Origin of the sequence: Allobosea sp. TAF32 (genome assembly GCF_052113585.1) — a bacterium.
Lineage (GTDB): Bacteria > Pseudomonadota > Alphaproteobacteria > Rhizobiales > Beijerinckiaceae > Allobosea.
On sequence record NZ_JBFRDM010000001.1, the window covers coordinates 542,010 to 560,460 of the forward strand.

The window sequence follows — 18,451 nt, forward strand, 5'->3', positions numbered from 1 at the left end:
TTATGATCGTGGGCGGTCGGGCGCGGCCTGTCAAGAATTTGCTTGCATCGGGGCGGGCCCCGATGCGTCTGCGATGGCGGCCGTTTATCGGCGCTCGAAAAACAGCTCCGTTCGTCTGTCGCGATAGGCTTTGAAGCCCGCGCCCGCCTGGAGCCTGGACTGCAGGTTCTCGTCGAGAGCCGCTGGTCCAGCGTCGAGGGTCGCGGCGTTGGCCCGCAATTGCTCTGCATTGTCGACGCCAAGTATGATCACGTCCGTGTCCTGGCGGCCGACCCACGCCAGCGCGGTTCGCGCCACGGCCGCACGGTCGGTCAATCCCACCTCTTCGGCGATCGGAAACAGTTCCCCCTTGAAGAAGACCTCCCGCGCGATGACGCCGAGGCCGAGCTCCCGCGCGCGTGGAACCACTGCGTGCAAACCGTCGAACTCGCCGAGGTTGAGATCGAGATTGACCGCATCGAAGCCGCCGGAGCCCAGCTCGGCGAGGTAAAGCCTTTCACCGGCATGGGAGTCGGCCACGGCAAAACGGATCAGGCCGTCCTGCTTGAGGCGGGCGAGATTGTCGGCGAGGCGCGCCATATAGTCCGGCGTCTCGTCGATCGATCCATTGATCAGGCCGATATTGAAGAAGTCGACGATCTCGCGGCGGATCAGCTTCAGAACGCGTTCGGTCTCGGCTCGCAGCAATGAGTAGTCGAGCATCTGCCGGTTGCCGGGATCGTAGCCGTAGCACATGCCTTCGGGGCGGGTCTGGACATAGACCGGATAGGGCGGCGGCAGTTCGGACAGGTTGCGACCCAGCGCCTCCTTCTCCGAGTCAATCGTGACGTCGAAGAGGTTGATGCCGAGATCATAGGCCGCCTTCAGGATCTCGAGCCGCTTGGGCCCGCCGAAACCCGGCGCGACATATCCGCGTGTGACGGCCTGGGCGAAGTTCTCGTTGAAACCGCGCGACAGCCCGCTCTTCAGAAATTCATGGCCGCCGAGCGCGATCTGCGAAAGGGAAAGGCCGGTCTTGCCGAAAGGCTTGAAGCGCATGAGAAGACCCGTCCGGTTCAGTAGCCGCGCGCAAGATCGACGGCGTTGGGAAGGGGGCGGCCCGCACGGAAGGCCTCGATATTGTCGAGGAAGATGTCGAGGCTGCGCGGGATGTAGGTCAGAGGGTCGCCGGACGACATATGCGGCGTCAGGACGAGATTGGGCGTCGTCCAGAGCCTGTGCCCGGCCGGGACCGGCTCCGGCGTCGCCACGTCTAGAACCGCGCCTGCCAGCGCGCCGGCATCCAGTGCATCGAGCAGGGCATCCTGCTCCACGAGTTCGCCTCGGCCGATATTGACCACGCCGGCCTGCGGAGGCAGCAGCGCGATCCGCCTTCGGTCCAGCAGATGCGTCGTCTGGGGCGTCACCGGCGCGATCAGGACCAGGAATTCGGTGCCGGGCAGGATGCGGTCAAGATCATCCGTCGCGATGACGTCGTCGCAATGCGGGTGCGGCTCGGCCTTCGTCCTGACCCCGGTGACATGCAGGCCGAGCTCCTTCAGGCGCTGCGCGATCACGCCGCCGATGGCGCCCAGGCCGACGATCGTCGCCCGGCGGCCAGCCACCGAGGAGGCCAGCTTCCGGTGCCAGCGGCCCTCGCGCTGCTGCCCCGCAAAAAGCGGCATGTGGTTGGCCAGCATCAGCACGGCCATCAGAGCGTATTCGGCCGCCTTGACGCCATGGGCGCCGCTGTTGTTCAGCAGCGTAACGCCCGCCGGAATAAAGCGGCCCTTCGCCAGTGAATCGACCCCGGCATGGGTGAGGAAGATCAGCTTGAGTTGCGTCGGCTCGGCGGAGGGCAGGTAATTCTGCACCACCCGGGAGGTGGTGATCAGTGCGTCGACTTTGCCGATCACGGCTGCGAAATCGGCTGCGGTTTCGCCGAAGCTGATCTCCAGGCCATGAGCCTTTTGCCCGGCCCTCGCCACTGCGTCCTGCCACTGAGCCAGCGTCGCACGCGGATTGCCGTCATCGGGATGGTTCTGGATGTGGACTCGCATGGTCTGCTCCTGAAACTGCCGGGAGATCAGCCCTGCATTGCCTTCCAGGCCTCGAACTTGGCCAGGTTTGCCTCGTTCGGCGGATAGAGACCGAGAATATCGCCGCCCTCGGCGACGCGGTCGCGGACCCATCCATCCAGCGCCTCCTTGTCGACGCCCATTTGTGCCACCTCGGCCGCCAGATGGGCCGGAATCACGGCCACCCCATCCTCGTCGCCCACGATGATGTCGCCGGGGAAGACGAGCACGCCGCCGCAGCCGATCGGCTGCTGGATCGCCATCGGGATGAGCGCCGAGGGGCTCGCCGGGGCGGCCGGCCCCTTGCAGAAGGTCGGCATCCCCAAGGCTCGGATCTCGCTGACATCGCGCATGCCGCCATCGGCGACGACGCCGACCACGCCGCGCACCTTCATGCGGGTGGTCAGCACGTCGCCTAGCCCACCGACAGCGCCGACGCCGCACATGTCCATGACGAACACGCTGCCGGCCGGGATCTGCTGGGTCGCCTGCAGCATCGCATTGGCGGGATTGCCGATGTCGACCGTCAAGGCGATATCCTCGCGCATCGGGACATAGCGCAGGGTGAAGGCCGGCCCGACGAAGCGGCAATGGGCCGGATCGATCGGACCGATGCCCGGAATGGCGCGCATGCGCAGCCCGTATTTCTTCAGCAGGATGCCGGTGATCGCCGCCGTCGGCACGCGCTTCAGCAACTGGATCGTTTCGGGGCTGCAAGCCGTCATGGTCGTGTCCTCACGGGAGCCGGCTCGGGTGCCGATCTGTTGGAACTGTGGTTGAAGTGTCACCCTAAAGGCCGCCTCGGTTCAGGCGGCGGGCCCCGCGTAATCGCCGGTGCCGAGATCGATCAGCTCGATGCGATAGCCGTCCGGATCGTCGATGAAGGCGATGTGCACGGTGCCGAACTTGAGCGGTCCGGGTTCGCGCACGATCCGAACGCCGGCCTCCCGCAATGCCTGGCACGCACCATGGAGGTCGCGGACACCGATCGCGAGATGGCCGAAGCCGTTGCCCGGTTCGTAGGTTGATATGCCGTAATTATATGTCAGCTCGATCATCGGATCATTCGACTCGCTGCCGTAGCCGATGAAGACGTTGGTGTATTTCGCCTCGGGCACATCGACTTTCTTGACGACGGTCATGCCAAAATGCCGCGCGTAGAATGCAACCGAGCGATCCAGGTCTCCGACCCGGATCATCGTGTGCATGATCCTGAAGCCGTTCGTTGTAGTGCCCGTCATGTCGTTCCTCGCGGCCGGTCCGTCCCCCGTCGCCTCGGACGACGCGAAGAGCACCAGCGGTTATCAGTTCCCATTTGAACTTTATCAGTTCCTATGTAATCATCTGCCGATTGTTCGGGCTGTCAATTGTAAATCGATGCTGGGCGTCGGTTGCCCCGGCCGGCTAAAGTTTGACACCGCCGCCGACGTCCTGCAGCGGCGCCGGCCGCAAGGGAGACAAGGTTGATCACGATGAGCGAAGCGACCGACGCAGCGGGCACGAAGCGGCGCGAGGGAAACCAGGTTCCGGTGATCGAGCGCATGCTCGACCTGCTGGAGATCATCGAGCGGCGCCCGGCCGGCACCTCGATCCGCGAGTTGAGCGAGTTTCTCGATATGCCGCGCTCGACCGTCTACCGCATCCTGAATACCCTTGAGGCGCGAGACGTCGTCAGGAGGAGCGTTTTGGGCTCCTACCTGCTCGGGCCGCGTCTTCTGTCCCTGGCCGCCAATGTCGTGACCGGGCATGATTCCGAGCTGGTCAAACTCGCCAACACTCATCTCGAGCGCCTTTCCCAAGCCACCGGCGAGGCGAGCAAGCTCTCGGTGCTGGATGGCGACGGCGTCCTGGTCATCGCGGTTGCGCATAGTTCCGGCGCCTATGGGCTGACCGTCAAACCTGGTCGGCGTCTGCCGCTGCATGCCGGCGCAGCCAGCCGGGTCTTGCTTGCTCATATGGACGGCGGCGACATTGCTCGGATCCTGAACAGTCCACTGCCGCGCTATACAGACAGGACGATGTGCGAACCCGAGGAGATCGGCAGGAGTCTTGCCCAGATCAGGCGGTCAGGCTCGGCCCTCGACGATGGTGAATTCTCAGTTGGCGTGATGGCGGTCGCAGCTCCGGTTCATGATCGGCAGAACAAGGTTGTGGCAGCGGTCAGCATCCCTTTTCTGCGCATCCAAGATCGCTCGCGCATCGAGACGCTGCGCACCGCCGTCACCGGGGTTGCGAAGCTGATCTCGCAAGAACTACTGAACCGCCCGACTCACTCAGGGTAAGGGCTGAGCGGGCTTGGCTGCAGGGGCCCGGTCTCGTTAAACCGTTCCTCGATGGCCGCTTCCGGCCGATTGTTTTGGTGCCCTGCGCGCTGACATCGCTCATCTTCTCCTCGACACCGCCCGCGTGCTCGATGACGAGCCCCCCGCCGACGCGAGCGGTTTCGCCGAACGGGTGGGCAGAGTGGTCGCGAGAGCCGGAAAAGGCTGAATGATGCAATTTCAGATGAGCGCGGACAGGTCCCACCTACTTTCTTCGGTCGCGGCGAGCGGGGGAACTTTCCGCTGCGCTGCTAGCACGTGCATACTCCGCTTCCTGGCGCTGAGTTGAAGTCAGCTCTTGGCGCTCGACGGCAACGACACAGCTTTTGGCGAACCTAGACCGTATGAAAACGAAAGGTCGTGCTGCGGCGGTAGGCTTCGCCTGCATCCAGTCTCGTGGACGGATAGTCCGGCCGGTTGGGTGCGTTTGGCCAAGCTTGTGGTTCAAGACAGAAGGCCTCGGACTGGCGATGGAGGCGCCCGCCTTTCCCTCCCGAACCGCCATCGAGAAAGTTGCCCGAGTAGAACTGTAGGCCAGGCTGGTCGGTGATCAGGTCGAGGGCACGGCCGGAGACCGGGTCGACGACGCGGGCCGCGAGCCGCGGCGCGGCCGAGACCTCGTCGGCCAGGACGAAGCAGTGGTCGTATCCGCGAGCGCGCCGCAATTGTTCGTGGTCGGCGCGGATGGCGGCGCCGATCGTCCGTGGCGAGCGGAAGTCGAATGGTGTACCGGCGACATTCGCCGGCGCGCCGAGCGGGATCAGGCCGGCATCGACCGGCAGATAGCGATTGGCGAACGGCGTCAGTTCGTGATCCAGGATGTCGCCGCCGCCGACCGCCCCGCCGAGGTTGAAGTAGCCGTGATGCGTCAGGCTGAGGATCGTCGGGCGATCGGCCGTCGCCTCGAATGCGATCGTCAGTTCCTGCGGGCCGGTGAGCCGGAAATGGACCCGCGCCGCCAGTGCGCCCGGAAAGCCGCCCGCCCCATCCGGGCTCGTATGGCTGAGCGTCAGCGACGGCATCGGGTCGCAACCGATGCTCTCGACGGTCCAGAGCATCCGGTCAAAGCCATCCGCGCCACCATGCAGAGTGTTCCTGCCGTCATTGGCGTCGAGTTCGTGCCGGACGCCGTCGAGCGTGAAGGTCGCGCCGGCGATGCGGTTGGCATAGCGCCCGACCGTCGCCCCGAAGAAATCCCGCCGCGTCAGATAGGGCTCCAGCGTGTCGTGGCCGAGTACCACGTCGTCGCACCGCCCGTCGCGATGCGGCGCCCAGAGAGCCTGCACGGCCGCGCCCCAGGTGATGATCGAGGTGGCGAAGCCGGCCTCGCCGCGAAGCGTGATGCGCTCGACCGGGCGCCCGTCGGGCAGGTCCCCAAAAACATCGCGCGAAATAGGCTCCGACATCTCGGGCAACCTCGTTCTCACCACGCGAAATCTTCGACGATGGATCGCCGGCCGAGCATGAACGCGTCGGCCAGCAGCGCCAGCGGCACAGTATCGACATCGCTGGCGCCGGAGCGGACCAGCTCGACGAAGCGGTGATAGACGCCGCGATACTCCTGCTCCGGCTCGTCGACGAGAACCTCGCCAGTCCTTCGTCTCCTTCCGGCTGGGCTACGGCGCGGCGATGTCGATGGTGCTGCTGCTGATCCTGGTCACGATCAGCGTCGTGCAGTTGCGGCTGCTGCGCACGCCGGAGGGCATCTGATGTCCCGCAAGTCCGCCACAGCCCGCCGCAGGGCTTTTGCCGCCACCCGCTATCACGCTCTCGGGCTCTTCATTTCCCTGCTCTTCGTCGCGCCGATCGCCTGGAGCGCGCTGGTTTCGTTCAAATCGTCGGCGGAAGCCGCGCGCCCGCCGCTGCCGCCGTGGCCGGTCGAGGGCTTCAGCACGCAAAGCTACGAGAACCTTGCGAAATACGGCGTCGGCATCTGGACCTATGCCGGCAACAGCCTGACCGTCGCCGCGGCAACCGTAGTGGTCATCGTGATCATCAGCCTGCTGGCGGGATACGGCTTCTCGCGCTTCAAGTTCCCGCTGAAGAACGTGCTGTTCGTACTCATCATCTCAACGGTGATGATCCCGTTCCAGTCGATCCTGACGCCACTCTTCCTGATCCTCACGCGGCTCGGCCTGCAAAACACGCTGCCCGGGATCGTTCTGATCTATGTGACGCTGCACCTGCCCTTCTCGATCTTCATGATGCGCAATGCCTTCGACGCCGTGCCGAAGGAGATCGAGGATGCGGCCCGCGTCGACGGCGCCTCGGTCCTCCTGATGCTGCTCGGGTGATGCTGCCACTGGTGCTGCCGGGCGTGGCGACGGTCGCGATCTTCGCCTTCCTGGCCTCCTGGAATGAGTTCCTGGCGGCGCTGATCCTGCTGACCGACCAGAAGAAATACACCCTGCCGGTGATGATGGCCGCGGTTCGCTCGGGCCAGTTCGGCACCATCGACTGGGGCGCAGTGCAGTCCGGCGTGATGCTGATGATGGCGCCGTGCCTCGCGCTTTTCCTTCTGCTGCAGCGCTACTAGATCCGCGGGCTCACCGCGGGCGCCGTCAAGTGAACCTTCTCGACAACCAAGCGGTGACATCATGACCTCTCACGACCAGCCTCGGGCCAGCGGCTACAGGCCGCCAGCTGTGCCCGACGTCGATGTTCGCGGCTTCTGGGGCGAGCGCATCGACGCCGTCGCCGACAGGACGGCGATGATCCTCTATGACCGCTGCGTCGCGGCCGGCATGTTCGACCAGATCGATCCGGCCCGGCCGGTGCCGCCGGTGAAGATGCCCTGGCACATGCGCGCGGATGGCGCACCCGACACCGTCAACGTCCAGATGTTCTGGGATTCGGACGTCGCCAAGGTGATCGAGACTGCGGCTTATGCGCTCTACCGCAAGCCCAATGCCGATCTCGAAGCGAAGATGGACGCGAGTATCGAGATGTTCGCAGGCCTCCAGCAGCCGGACGGCTACATGAACTCTTGGTTCGTCAGGATGCAGCCGGGCCGGCGCTGGACCAATCTGCGCGACTGCCACAAGCTCTATTGCGCCGGCCATCTGATGGAAGCGGCGGTGGCCTATTTCCACGCCACCGGCAGGCGCAGGCTGCTCGACGTGATGTGCCGCTATGCCGACCATATCGACGCAACTTCGGGCCGAAGCTCGGCCAGAAGCCCGGCTATTGCGGGCATGAGGAGGTCGAGCTCGCGCTGATCCGGCTCGGTCGCACCACCGGCGAGCAGCGCTATCTCGACCTCGCGCGCTATTTCGTCGAGCAGCGTGGCCAGCAGCCGCATTACTTTGATGTCGAGGCGGCGGCGCGCGGCGTCGATCCCGCCCAATGGCGCCACAAGACCTATCTCTACAACCAGTCGCATCTGCCGGTGCGCGACCAGGGCAAGGTCGTCGGCCATGCGGTTCGGGCCATGTATCTCTATTCCGGCATGGCCGATGTCGCGACCGAGTTCGGCGACGACGGCCTGACGGCGGCGCTGGGCGGGCTCTGGGAGGATCTGACCTCCAAGCAGATGTATGTCACCGGTGGCATCGGCCCGGCGGCCAGCAACGAAGGCTTCACCGACTATTACGACCTGCCCAACGAAAGCGCCTATGCCGAGACCTGCGCGGCGGTGGCGCTGGCGATGTGGGCGAGCCGCATGCTCGGGCGCGGGCCGGATCGGCGCTACGCCGACATCATGGAGCAGGCGCTCGACAACGGCGCGCTGTCGGGGCTTTCGATCGACGGATCGCGCTTCTTCTACGACAACCCGCTGGAGAGCCGCGGAGGCCATCATCGCTGGACATGGCATCGCTGCCCCTGCTGCCCGCCCAACATCGCCCGCACGGTGACGGCGATCGGCAGTTATATGTACGGCGTCTCGGCGGACGGAATCGCCGTGCATCTCTACGGCGCCAGCACGGCGCGGCTCAGTGTCGGCGCGGAGGTGGTGACGCTCACGCAGGATACGAACTATCCGGCTGACGGAAAGGTGGCCGTCACCATCGGGCTGGATCGGCCGGTGCAGTTCACCTTGTCCCTGCGGATGCCTGGCTGGTGCGGTCAAGCCTCCGTCACGCTGAATGGCGAGACTGTGCCGATGACGGAGGGCCGCGATGGCTATGTGCATCTCGCCCGTGAATGGAAGGATGGCGACCGGCTCGCGCTCGACCTGCCGATGCCGGTGCGCGCGCTCCATGCCCATCCGGCGGTCAAGGCCGATCTCGGCCGGGTCGCGATCGCGCGCGGGCCGCTGATCTATTGCGCCGAGGAGGTCGACAATGCCGCCGACCTCAACGCCCTGATCGCGCCGGCGGACCTCTCTGGCGCCAAGACGGTTCAGATGCCCGATCTCGGCGGGGCAGTGGCGATCGATCTCCCGGTGCGGCGCGAGCAATGGCCGCGACGGGAGGGGCGCCTCTACGATACGCATCCGCCGGATCATGCCGCGACGACGGCGCGCCTCGTGCCCTATCACCTCTGGGACAATCGCGAACCCGGCGAGATGCTGGTCTGGATCAGGGGCGGCCGATGAACGCGCAGCACGATCCGGCGCAGGACAAGGCCACCATCGAACTGAAGGGCGTGCGCAAGAGCTTCGGCTCGGTCGACGTCATCCATGACCTCGACCTCAAGGTCGAGGGCGGCGAATTCGTCGTCTTCGTCGGGCCGTCCGGCTGCGGCAAGTCGACCTTGCTGCGCATGATCGCTGGGCTGGAAGAGGTCACCGACGGCGACATCCTGATCGCAGGCCGGGACGTGACGGATCTCGACCCGGCCAAGCGCGGGATCGCCATGGTCTTCCAGTCCTATGCGCTCTACCCGCATATGAGCGTACGCGAGAATCTGGCCTTCGGCCTGGAGATCGCAAAAACGCCTGCGGCCGAGATCCGGCGGCAGGTCGAGGCGGCGGCCGAGATCCTCAAGATCGGCCCCTTGCTGGAGCGCCGGCCCGGCCAACTTTCGGGCGGGCAGAGGCAGCGCGTCGCGATTGGACGCGCGATCGTGCGCAAACCGCTGGTCTTCCTCTTCGACGAGCCGCTCAGCAATCTCGATGCCGAGTTGCGCGTCAGCATGCGCGTCGAGATCGCGCGTCTGCATCGCGAACTCGGCAACACGATGATCTACGTCACGCACGACCAGACCGAAGCGATGACGCTGGCCGACCGCATCGTGGTGCTGCGTGACGGCAGGATCGAGCAGGTCGGCTCGCCCAGGGAGGTCTATGAGCATCCCGCCAATCTCTTCGTCGCGGGCTTCATCGGCTCGCCGCGCATGACCATCATCGACGCAACCTGCCTGACCGCGAACCGGGTCAGCATCGCAGGAACGGAGATCGCGCTCGACCGCCCCATGCCCGCCGCGCCGCAGGAGGCGATCAAGCTCGGCATCCGCCCTGAACACTGGGCGATCACGGACAGCCAGGACAATGCGCTGCCGGCACGGGTCGAGTTCGCCGAATATCTCGGCAGCACGCGATATGTTCATTGCAAACTCGCCAACGGAGACCTCGTCACCATCGAGCAGCGCGGCGGCCAGGACGCCAGGCCGGGCGAAAGCATCTGGTTGAGCTGCCACCAGCCGGCGCTGAAAATCTTCTCGATGTCCGGCGAGGCAAGGTGAACTGCATGGCGCAGAGACATCTTCCGCTGCCAATCGGCTGCGCCCGCCGGCGGTATCGAGCATGTGTCGAACATCTTGCAGGATGACGCCGAGCCAGGCGGCACTGCAAGGAGCAATGTTTGAAACTGTGGAGGCGGTCTTCAGAACGCCGGAGGTAACCGTCCGCTTTCGGGCAGAGCCCTAATGTCCGCAAATGGCGCCAGCCTGCCGTCTGTCCGCTCGGCTCGAAGCGTCTTTACCCGCGAAGTCTTGGATCAAGGATGTCGCGCAGGAAGTCACCCAGCACATTGGTCGCCAGGACGAGAGCGAAGATCACAAGGCTCGGGATGATCGCAACATGCGGCGCGAAGAAGAAGAAATTGATGCCTTGAGCCGCCATTGTTCCAAGCTCAGGCGCCGGCGGCTGCGTGCCGAGGCCGAGAAAGCCGAGCGAGGCTGCGAGGAGGATGGCCTGACCGAGCCGAAGCGTCAGGAAGACGACGATGGTCGAGAGGCAATTCGGCAGGATGTAGCGAACCAGCAGTCCTCTATCCGTCAGGCCGATGACCCGTCCGGCGGCGATATAGTCTTGTGCGATGACCGTCAGCGCCGCGCCGCGAGCGATCCGCGCCATGAGCGGGATGGTGGAGATCGCCAGTGCGATGATCACCGACTGCGTGCCCGCGCCGATGATCGCGGCGATCGCGAGCCCGAACAGAATGGCCGGGAACGAGAGCAGCACGTCCATCAGGCGCATGATCAGCCCGTCCAGCCGCGGATAGAACGCTGCCAGCATTCCCGCCGCGGTGCCCAGTGCGCCGCCGATGGCGATCGCGCAGAAGCCCATCAGACCGGTGAGCCGAAGGCCGAACAGAACGCGGCTGAAGATGTCTCGCCCCTGGCCGTCGGTGCCGAACCAATGGGCCGCGCTCGGGGGCTGCATCACCTGCGTCATCTCGATCCGAAGCGGGTCGTATGGCGCCAGGACCGGTGCGAACAGCGCCCCGGCTGCCAACACGACGAGCATGCCGAGGGCGGCGGCGGCAAGCGGATCGGCCGCGAGGCGTCGCAGCAGCCGCGCATGATTTCTCTGCGGAAGGGCGGAGCCCGGTACCAGTGTCATCGGGCCTGGATCCTCGGATCGAGCACGGCATAGAGCAGATCGACAATGATGTTGATCGCGATGAAACCGAGAGCCAGGGCGATGATCGCGCCCTGGGCCACGGGAAGGTCGTTGGCGACGATCGCGCCCACGGCGAGGCGGCCGACGCCCGGCCATGAGAAGATCGTCTCCGTGACGATGGCGCCGCCCATCAGATAGCCGATCTGGAGCCCGATCAACGTCGTCACCGGGATCATGGCATTGCGCAACGCATGGCGTCCGACGATCAGGCGCTCCTCCAACCCCTTGGCCCGCGCCGTCCGGATGTGGTCCGCCCCCAAGACCTCGAGCATGGAGGTGCGCGTGATCCGCGCGACCGGGCCGACGAAGATCAAGCCCAGGCATAGCGAGGGCAGCACCGCATGGCGAAAGCCGTCGAGGGTCCATAGCGGGCCGCCGCGCCCGGTGAAGGGCAGCCATTGCAGCTGGAAGCCGAAGATCCACAGCAGGACCATGCCGATCAGGAAGACGGGCAGGGAAATGCCGGCGACGGCCCCGCCGATGATCAGCCGGTCGAGGAAGCCGCCTCTCGCTACCGCGGCGGCGACACCGAGCAGGATCGCCAGCGGCACGGCCCAGACTAGGCAGAGGGCCATTAGCTCCAGCGTCGCCAGGAAAGAACGGGACAGTTCTTCCGCCACTGACATGTTGTTGACAAGCGATGTGCCGAGATCGCCTTGCAGGATGCTGCTGACATAGCGCAGGAATTGCTCCCAGAGCGGGCGGTCCAGCCCCATTTCGCTGCGGATCTGGGCGATGACCGCGGCGCTGGCCGTCGGCCCGGCGCGCACGGTTGCCGGATCCGACGGGATGAGGTTGAGCAGGGTGAACCCGATCAGCAGGACGCCGAAAACCACCGGGACCGCAAGCAGCAGGCGTTGCGCCGTGTATCTCAGCATGGGACTGCCTTTCGGGTTCGCTTGCGATCAGGCCTGAACCGGCTCGGGGGCCTGGCGAGGCTTGACGTCGTTCGGGCGCAGGACCTGCACGAGGAAGTGTTCGAGCTGCGGCTCATAGGCCTGCCAGAGCTGACGCAGCTTCGCCTGCGGCTCGGGCTCGAGGTCGACGCGCAGATCGACCAGCGGCCAGTCCTGCTCGTCGACGACGAGGAGAGCGGCCGACATGATCGGCTGCGTCTCGCCCCCCGCGGCCAGGCCGGCGTCGATCGCGCCCAGCAGCTTCTCGACGAACGGCACGCCAGCGGCGCCCTCGAAATATTCGACCATCGCCTTGGGCACGTCGCGGTTCGCGATTACGTTGCCGGTCGAGACGCAGTTGAAGCCCTGATAGCCCGAATTGATCGAAGGGATCTTTGGCCCGGTATAAAATGCCGTTCCGCCGTTCCGGTCGATCGCTGCGACCTGGCGCTGATCAGGAAATTCGCTCTCGTCGATGAGGCGACGCACGGTCTCCTCGGCGCTGAGCCCGGCCGACAGGAAGTCGAGCCCCTTCGGGCCGAGGCGGATGTCGCTGCGGTGCTGCGAGGTCACGGCACCGACCTTGGCGCGGGCCCAGGGGCAGCGGTTTCCGACGGCAATGCTCGACGTGGCGATGCCGATGCCGAACATCCCCGTCTTTTCATCGCGGGCGATCAAAGAAAATGTCATCTCGTTCGAACTGGTCGCGCGGACGCCACTCGCCCCAGCAGAATGGGCCGGTGCCGTTCAGGCCCTTGACGCCGAAATCGGCGCCCAGCTTCTCGACATTGGCGCGGTCGATGATCGAGCCGAAGCTCTGCGCGAGGTGAAGCAGGAGCTCGTTGTGCGGCTCCTTCAGCGTGTAGATGACCGTCGTGTCGTCCTTGGCCGTGATGTCGGCGACCTTGCCGAGGCGCCAGGCGGCCGGGGACCGTGTCTCGGGCGCGATCAGACGCTTGAGCGAATAGACGACATCGGCGGCCGTGAGCGGCTTGCCATCGCAGAACTTCACGTCGTCGCGCAGATTGAATGTATAGGTCAGGCCGTCACCGGACAGGGTCCACGACTTCGCCAGCAGGGGATGGAGCGTCTTTTGGTCGTCCTCGACCGAGACCAGCGTGTCCGCCATCATAAACAGGATCTCGGCTGCGCCGCGGCCGGTCGACTTGTGCGGGTCGAAGCCGACGGAATCGTTCCTGACCAGGATGGTCGCCGTCCGCTCCTTCGCCGGCGGATTGGCTGCCGGTGCCGGCAGGGCGCCGAGAAGAAGCGCCGCTGCGATAAGACAAGCCCGAGCCATAGCCATTATTCTCCTCCATTGTTGGTTGCGAGATAGTCGATTGCCGACAGCGCATGGACGCGCAGAACGGCGAAAAGCTCGTCGAGCGTGACGTGCTCTTCGCGGTGGCCCATCGTCTTGGGAGAGGGGCCGTAGAGATAGGCCGGAACCCCGCGCCAGCGCCAATAGCGAGCGTCCGAACCGCCGAGGCTGACGATCGGCACAGCCTCCCGCCCGGTCACCTGCCGTGTGTTGGCGCGCAAGATGCCGACCATGTCGCCCTCGGGGTCGCACCAGCTCGAGGGATAGCTGTGGTCCGGCCGCGTCTCCCGCGTCACCATCGGATAGCGGGCGATAATGCCGGCGAGTTCGCTCTCGACCCGCTCGATGCTCAGGCCGGGCGGCATCCGGACCTCGACTTCGAGCAGGCACTCGTCCGGCAGCATGTTGACCTTGAGCCCGCCGCGGATCACCCCGATATTCACCGTCGTGCGGTCGGCGATGTCGGCCGCGCCGTCGCCGAGGCTGATATTCATCGCCTCACGTGCCGGCGCGGAGCCGATCACGGCACTGACCGTTTCCGGCAGTTCGGGCAGGAGCGCCGCTAGCGCCTCCAGATCCGTCGCCAAACGACAGGCAATCTTGATCGCGCTCTCGCTGAGATGCGGGTAGGCGCCATGGGCTCCGCGGGTGCGAACCGTCAGCGCCATCCGCAGTGCGCCCTTTTCCCCGAAACGCAGCGTGGCGAGCCCGCTCGGCTCGCCGTTGAGACAGCAATCGCCGATCACCTCTTCGGGGATTGTCTCCATGAGGTGGCGCGTGCCGTAGCGGCCGCCGGTCTCCTCGTCGGACACCACCGTCAGCGTCAGGCGTCCACGCAGCACCGGCATCAGCTCGGCAAGGTAGCGGTAGGTGTAGATCGAGGCCGTCGTACCGCATTTCATATCCGCGGCGCCGCGCCCGTATATGCGGCCATCGGTGACTTCGCCGCTCCATTGGCTGCGCTGTCCCGGCAATTCCTCGATCGCTGGGAAGACGTCCATATGCCCGTTCAGGACGAGGTGTCGCCCCGGTTGCGCCGCCGAGACCGAGCCGACGATGTTGGGCAGATGCTCCTGGGCGCTCAACACGCGAAACGGCAATTCGCGTTCGGTGAGGAAGCGCTCGACATGGGCGCTAGCGAGCCGCGTATCGCCGGGAGGGTTCGGCGACTTGGCCTGCAGGAACGCCGAGAGGAAGGCGATGATCTCTTCGCGATCACGCTCGATCCAACCGAGCACGCGCTGCTTCAAACTATCTGCTTCGGTCACGATAAATCCGCTTGTTAGCGCTAACGTTATCGCTAACATCCAGGTTTATGTTTTGCCCGCTGTCAAGTAGGGTACGACTCAAACAGCCTCAACGATGCGCAAAAGGCGTGCAGCAGAGCCGATCAATGAACCATGATCCCGTGAAGCGACTACCGGGCTGGGCCACCATGTCCGATGTCGCGCATGCCGCCGGCGTCTCGCTTATGACGGTCTCGCGCGTCTACAAGAACCCGTCCGCCGTGAGCGCCGGGACGCGCGCGCGCGTGTTGAACGAAGGCGAGCGCCTGGGCTTCGTTCCGAACATGCTCGCCGGCAATCTCGCCTCGGGCCGCAGCGCCATGATCGGGATCGTCGTGCCATCCCTGCGCAACTCCAATAACGCCAACAGCATTCAGGGCATGGCTGATCGCCTCAGGCAGGCCTCCTATCAGTTCATGATCACAAACACCGGCTATTCGCCGGATGCGGAGGCCTCGGCGGTAGAGGCGTTCATCCGCCGGCGCCCGGACGGCCTCGTGCTGACGGGCACCCGCCACAGCGATGAGACCTACGCGCTGCTGCGCGGCTCCGGCCTACCCGTCGTCGAGGTCTGGGAGACTGAAGGGCCGATCATCGACATGGCGACAGGGTTCCGAAACCGCGAGGCGGGAACCGAGATTGCGAACTACCTGATCGCCAGGGGCTACGATCGGATCGGATATGTCGACTACCCCGTATCCGGCCTGCGGCGCTACGAGGCCCGCCGAGACGGAGCGCTGGAAGCGCTGCGTCAGGCGGGCCTGCCGGCCGATATCGTGGTTTCACCCGTGTCTTCGGACGGGACGGAGGATGCATCTAGCTTTCGTGGAGGAGCGAGCGGGCTGCAGCAGTTGCTCGATGCTGGCGGTGTGCGGGCCGTGCTCTGCGCATCGGATCTCCTGGCCGTCGGTGTCATCTTCGAGGCGCAACGCCGCGGCATGCGGATCCCGGAGGATCTCGCCGTTGCAGGGTTCGGCGACTTCGAGATCGCGGCCGAGATCCCTCCCGGTCTGACGACCGTCAGGACCCAAGGCTATCAGATGGGTTGGGCGGCCGCTGACATGCTGATCTGCCGCATCGAGGGCTCGCCGATCGATGCGGCGATCAAGAATGTAGATTATGCTCTTGTACAGAGAGGCAGCGCCTGAGCGAGCTGGGTTGCGGGTAATTTAGCCGGCCCGGCACTACGCCCGATGGCCGCTGGTATTTTGGCTGCCGCCGTCGTGTTTGTGGGCGCGAATTCGGCCTCCGCAACTGCCTGCAATGCGCATCGCGTCCCGCACCGGGAAGGTCCGGTTTCGGACGAGGAGCTAGAGTTCGGTTCTGGCGCAAGCGGCGCTTTTGCGATGTCCGGAACGCCGCATCACGGGAAAGGCGGGCAGCACGCCACCTAATTTCTTGGCAATATCAGGAGCTAACCCCTTCCAATTCAGATTCTTAACAAGCGTTTGGTGGTCTTTGCTGCTGAATGCCGCATCGTTCCTTCCTTCATGGCGCGACGATCTCGCCAAATGTTAGGCCCGCACTCTACCGATTTTGCGGTCTCGAGGTGTCACGAGCCGACACGCACGGTTATGCGTGGCCTCGGTCGCCTTTACCCGTTGAACGGGCGTCGGATCCGAGGCCTAATGCCGGGCTGGACGGTGAAACCTGCATACGAACAGACAGAGCTGCGGCGAGCTCATCTCCTGCCAGACAGGACAAAGAAATTTGCGATTGCTTGCGCGCCTATTCCAGAGGTTGCTCATTTTCTGCCTGGGCGCCTTCAGCGTCTGGCTGATAGTCTTCGTCGTATTCGATACGGCGGACCACCGACTTCCGTGGATCCTGGCAGTAAGCCTCACTTACGGGCTGGCAGCCTATGTCATTTTGCCAAACGTGGTCCGAATGGGGCTGAAAGTTCTTCACCGGAGACTTATCCCTAGATACACGATCACCGGAGATGGCTTGCCCGGCGATCCGGTAAACCTCGTCCTCATCGGCACCCTTCAACAACTCTGCGATGCGTTTGCAACGGCGGGCTGGTCAACAGCCGATCGTTTGGGAGTCGCGAGCACGTGGCGAATGATACGCGCGTTTTTGCTCAACTCTCCGTATCCCACAGCTCCTTTCAGCTCCCTCTATCTCTTTGGACGGAGGCAGGACATTGGTTTCCAAGAGCCGATCAACAACAGCCCGCGCAAGCGCCATCACGTCCGTTTCTGGGCGTTGAGTCTCGCCCACTCGGAGGATGATATGGCAGCCGCGAGCTTCTGGTTGAACACGGATAAACCATCGACCGATCAGCGCGTGCTGTGGGTTGGGGCGGGCACCAGAGACACCGGCCTATCGCTGGCCCGACTAACGCTCCAAGTCACCCATGCGACCGATTCAGACACGAATGCGGAACGCAACTACGTCGTCACCCAGTTAAAGGCAAAGCGGGTGATCGGGGAGGTCGCATTGCACCAATCCGGATCACGGTTGCAGACCGGAAAGGTTAACCACTACATTACCGATGGCGAGATCGCCTTCGCTAGCCTGATGGAAAATTGAACAAGGATCTGTACGGCCGCTACTCTCGCTCGGATTCGTGGATCCGCGCTGGGAATCGGTGGGCACCCAAGGCGGCAGTCGAGCTTGAAACCGCTTGCCGACAAGAATTGCAAGACCAGCGACGTTCTGGCTCGCGGTCTCTGCACTCGCGTTGGAAAAGTCCGCGCGATGATCGGCTTCAGTGAGCCATCGCTCAGCCCCTCCAGGACGAACGCCTTGGGCGCACCGGATCTCCTGTGATTTCGTGGACCAGATAGCCGCGCAACGGCAGACCTTTGCTCAGCACATTGAAGAGGGGGAAGGGCGTCGCCTCGGAGCTCTTGCCGCCATAGTTGATGAGGATGCCGCCTCGGATCATCGCGGCGGTGAGCGGCATGAAGGCGGGGACGCCGACTGCGTCGAAGACGGCCCGAATGCCAACCTCGCCGGTGATCTCCTTCAGCCAGGCTTCAATATCCGCCTCGGCGGAAGCAACGACACGGGCGGCGCCGGCCTTGCGCAGCGCCTCAGTAGGGGCGGCTGCCCTACGACGTGCACGCACTCTGGTTGCAGACGCCGCATTTGCCGCCGAAGGTCGTGTCGCGATCGACGCGCTGGCGGCGGAGCTGCCGGGGCTGATGCGAAGCAGCACCGGCGCTGGTTTTGCCCAAAGCGGATCAGTCGCGGCGCCGACCGTTTTTCGACCAGGAAGATCTCTCCTAAGATGCTTCCATTCGGCTGCCGTAGCCAAAAGGGTCGAAGCAACTCCCCGAAGGTCTCAGCGTCCGCTTGCCGGCAAGGCGCCAAGTTCCGCTTATGGCGCCCTCGCTACCTCGGTCCCGCAGCTTCGACCTGAGCACGCCTGCCCAACTCGGCCGATCGCGAGAGCCACATGTCCGCAGGCGCAGCGAATAATTCATGGGTGCCTATCCTCCGCGACCTTGCGGGAAGGGTTCGGCGAACGGCATCAACCTCAGGCTAAGATGCGGCAATGCCTGCGCCCGGCCATGAAGTGCGAGCCGGGTGCCGGAATGGATCTTGGCCGACCGAGCAACAGCTGATCTTTGCAGGCTCCGAGCGGCGCCGGGCCGAACAGCATCTGGCCGACCGCCTCGAGCGCGCATATTCTTCCTCGCTTCCTCCCGATGGTGCCAATCCTATCGGCGAGAACGGGCTTCTGGGCATCGCCATGCGTGTCGAGGACGGTGGCCAAGCGCGGAACCCCGATGGCCCCAATCAACGCGATCAGGCAGGTCGCGACGATCCCCC

General features: G+C 64.7%; 15 protein-coding genes and 5 pseudogenes. 8 read left to right on the plus strand and 12 right to left on the minus strand.

Features of this window, described 5'->3' with window-relative positions:
• Positions 1–84 precede the first annotated feature (84 nt).
• The 4 genes from AB4Z16_RS02400 to gloA all read right to left on the minus strand — a co-directional run bounded on the left by AB4Z16_RS02400 (position 85) and on the right by gloA (position 3,298).
• Positions 85–1,038, minus strand: coding sequence for an aldo-keto reductase family protein (locus AB4Z16_RS02400; RefSeq protein WP_441509715.1), 954 nt, complete (start codon positions 1,036–1,038; stop codon positions 85–87).
• A 17-nt stretch (positions 1,039–1,055) separates the two neighbouring features.
• Positions 1,056–2,039 (minus strand): D-2-hydroxyacid dehydrogenase, encoded by a 984-nt coding sequence (locus tag AB4Z16_RS02405; protein ID WP_441509716.1) that lies wholly within the window; start codon positions 2,037–2,039, stop codon positions 1,056–1,058.
• Between the two features lie 26 nt (positions 2,040–2,065).
• The gene (locus AB4Z16_RS02410; RefSeq protein ID WP_441509717.1) at positions 2,066–2,782 is read right to left on the minus strand and encodes an RraA family protein; all 717 of its coding nucleotides are present in this window, start codon (positions 2,780–2,782) and stop codon (positions 2,066–2,068) included.
• 81 nt (positions 2,783–2,863) lie between these two features.
• Entirely contained in the window at positions 2,864–3,298 is a 435-nt protein-coding gene (gene gloA / locus AB4Z16_RS02415; protein WP_441509718.1) for a lactoylglutathione lyase, read from the minus strand.
• A 231-nt stretch (positions 3,299–3,529) separates the two neighbouring features.
• Between gloA and AB4Z16_RS02420 the strand changes: the two genes are divergently transcribed.
• Positions 3,530–4,339, plus strand: a complete 810-nt coding sequence (locus AB4Z16_RS02420) for an IclR family transcriptional regulator (RefSeq protein WP_441509719.1) — start codon at positions 3,530–3,532, stop codon at positions 4,337–4,339.
• A gap of 374 nt (positions 4,340–4,713) precedes the next feature.
• Here the strand turns inward: AB4Z16_RS02420 and AB4Z16_RS02425 are convergent, their stop codons facing one another.
• Together AB4Z16_RS02425 and AB4Z16_RS02430 are read right to left on the minus strand one after the other, a co-directional pair.
• On the minus strand, positions 4,714–5,784 hold the full coding sequence (locus tag AB4Z16_RS02425) for an aldose epimerase family protein (RefSeq protein ID WP_441509720.1): 1,071 nt from the start codon (positions 5,782–5,784) through the stop codon (positions 4,714–4,716).
• Between the two features lie 17 nt (positions 5,785–5,801).
• Positions 5,802–5,966 (minus strand): annotated as a pseudogene (locus AB4Z16_RS02430) (gfo/Idh/MocA family oxidoreductase); the annotation flags it as partial.
• A 2-nt stretch (positions 5,967–5,968) separates the two neighbouring features.
• Here AB4Z16_RS02430 and AB4Z16_RS02435 point away from each other — a divergent pair.
• The 4 genes and pseudogenes from AB4Z16_RS02435 to AB4Z16_RS02450 form a co-directional block, all read left to right on the plus strand.
• Positions 5,969–6,088, plus strand: a pseudogene (locus AB4Z16_RS02435) (carbohydrate ABC transporter permease); the annotation flags it as partial.
• Positions 6,085–6,914, plus strand: a pseudogene (locus AB4Z16_RS02440) (carbohydrate ABC transporter permease). The pseudogenes AB4Z16_RS02435 and AB4Z16_RS02440, both read left to right, overlap by 4 nt.
• 61 nt (positions 6,915–6,975) lie before the next feature.
• A pseudogene (locus AB4Z16_RS02445) lies at positions 6,976–8,915 on the plus strand (glycoside hydrolase family 127 protein).
• The gene (locus AB4Z16_RS02450; RefSeq protein ID WP_441509721.1) at positions 8,912–10,003 is read left to right on the plus strand and encodes an ABC transporter ATP-binding protein; all 1,092 of its coding nucleotides are present in this window, start codon (positions 8,912–8,914) and stop codon (positions 10,001–10,003) included. The pseudogene AB4Z16_RS02445 and the gene AB4Z16_RS02450 overlap by 4 nt, the downstream one beginning before the upstream one ends.
• Positions 10,004–10,238: 235 nt before the next feature.
• Here the strand turns inward: AB4Z16_RS02450 and AB4Z16_RS02455 are convergent, their stop codons facing one another.
• The 5 genes from AB4Z16_RS02455 to AB4Z16_RS02475 are packed head-to-tail and all read right to left on the minus strand — an operon-like array spanning position 10,239 to position 14,650.
• A complete protein-coding gene (locus AB4Z16_RS02455) occupies positions 10,239–11,105 on the minus strand; it encodes an ABC transporter permease (protein WP_441509722.1) in 867 nt (288 codons plus the stop codon).
• The gene (locus AB4Z16_RS02460; protein ID WP_441509723.1) at positions 11,102–12,043 is read right to left on the minus strand and encodes an ABC transporter permease; all 942 of its coding nucleotides are present in this window, start codon (positions 12,041–12,043) and stop codon (positions 11,102–11,104) included. The genes AB4Z16_RS02455 and AB4Z16_RS02460 overlap by 4 nt, the downstream gene beginning before the upstream one ends.
• Before the next feature lie 27 nt (positions 12,044–12,070).
• A complete protein-coding gene (locus tag AB4Z16_RS02465) occupies positions 12,071–12,751 on the minus strand; it encodes a DUF1028 domain-containing protein (protein ID WP_441509724.1) in 681 nt (226 codons plus the stop codon).
• Positions 12,723–13,367: an ABC transporter substrate-binding protein gene (locus tag AB4Z16_RS02470; protein WP_441509725.1), complete on the minus strand. Its 645-nt coding sequence runs from the start codon at positions 13,365–13,367 to the stop codon at positions 12,723–12,725. The genes AB4Z16_RS02465 and AB4Z16_RS02470 overlap by 29 nt, the downstream gene beginning before the upstream one ends.
• Entirely contained in the window at positions 13,367–14,650 is a 1,284-nt protein-coding gene (locus AB4Z16_RS02475) for a M20/M25/M40 family metallo-hydrolase (RefSeq protein WP_441509726.1), read from the minus strand. Before AB4Z16_RS02475 ends, AB4Z16_RS02470 begins: the two co-directional genes overlap by 1 nt.
• A 125-nt stretch (positions 14,651–14,775) precedes the next feature.
• On the opposite strand from AB4Z16_RS02475, the gene AB4Z16_RS02480 reads away from it, so the two are divergent.
• The gene (locus AB4Z16_RS02480) at positions 14,776–15,816 is read left to right on the plus strand and encodes a LacI family DNA-binding transcriptional regulator (RefSeq protein ID WP_441509727.1); all 1,041 of its coding nucleotides are present in this window, start codon (positions 14,776–14,778) and stop codon (positions 15,814–15,816) included.
• A 562-nt stretch (positions 15,817–16,378) separates the two neighbouring features.
• Positions 16,379–17,203 (plus strand): LssY C-terminal domain-containing protein, encoded by an 825-nt coding sequence (locus AB4Z16_RS02485; protein WP_441509728.1) that lies wholly within the window; start codon positions 16,379–16,381, stop codon positions 17,201–17,203.
• Between the two features lie 193 nt (positions 17,204–17,396).
• Here the strand turns inward: AB4Z16_RS02485 and AB4Z16_RS02490 are convergent, their stop codons facing one another.
• Positions 17,397–17,744, minus strand: a complete 348-nt coding sequence (locus AB4Z16_RS02490; protein WP_441509729.1) for a zinc-binding dehydrogenase — start codon at positions 17,742–17,744, stop codon at positions 17,397–17,399.
• Between AB4Z16_RS02490 and AB4Z16_RS02495 the strand changes: the two are divergent.
• A pseudogene (locus AB4Z16_RS02495) lies at positions 17,729–17,823 on the plus strand (LysR family transcriptional regulator); the annotation flags it as partial. The gene AB4Z16_RS02490 and the pseudogene AB4Z16_RS02495 sit on opposite strands and share 16 nt — an antisense overlap.
• Positions 17,824–18,451: the final 628 nt, after the last annotated feature.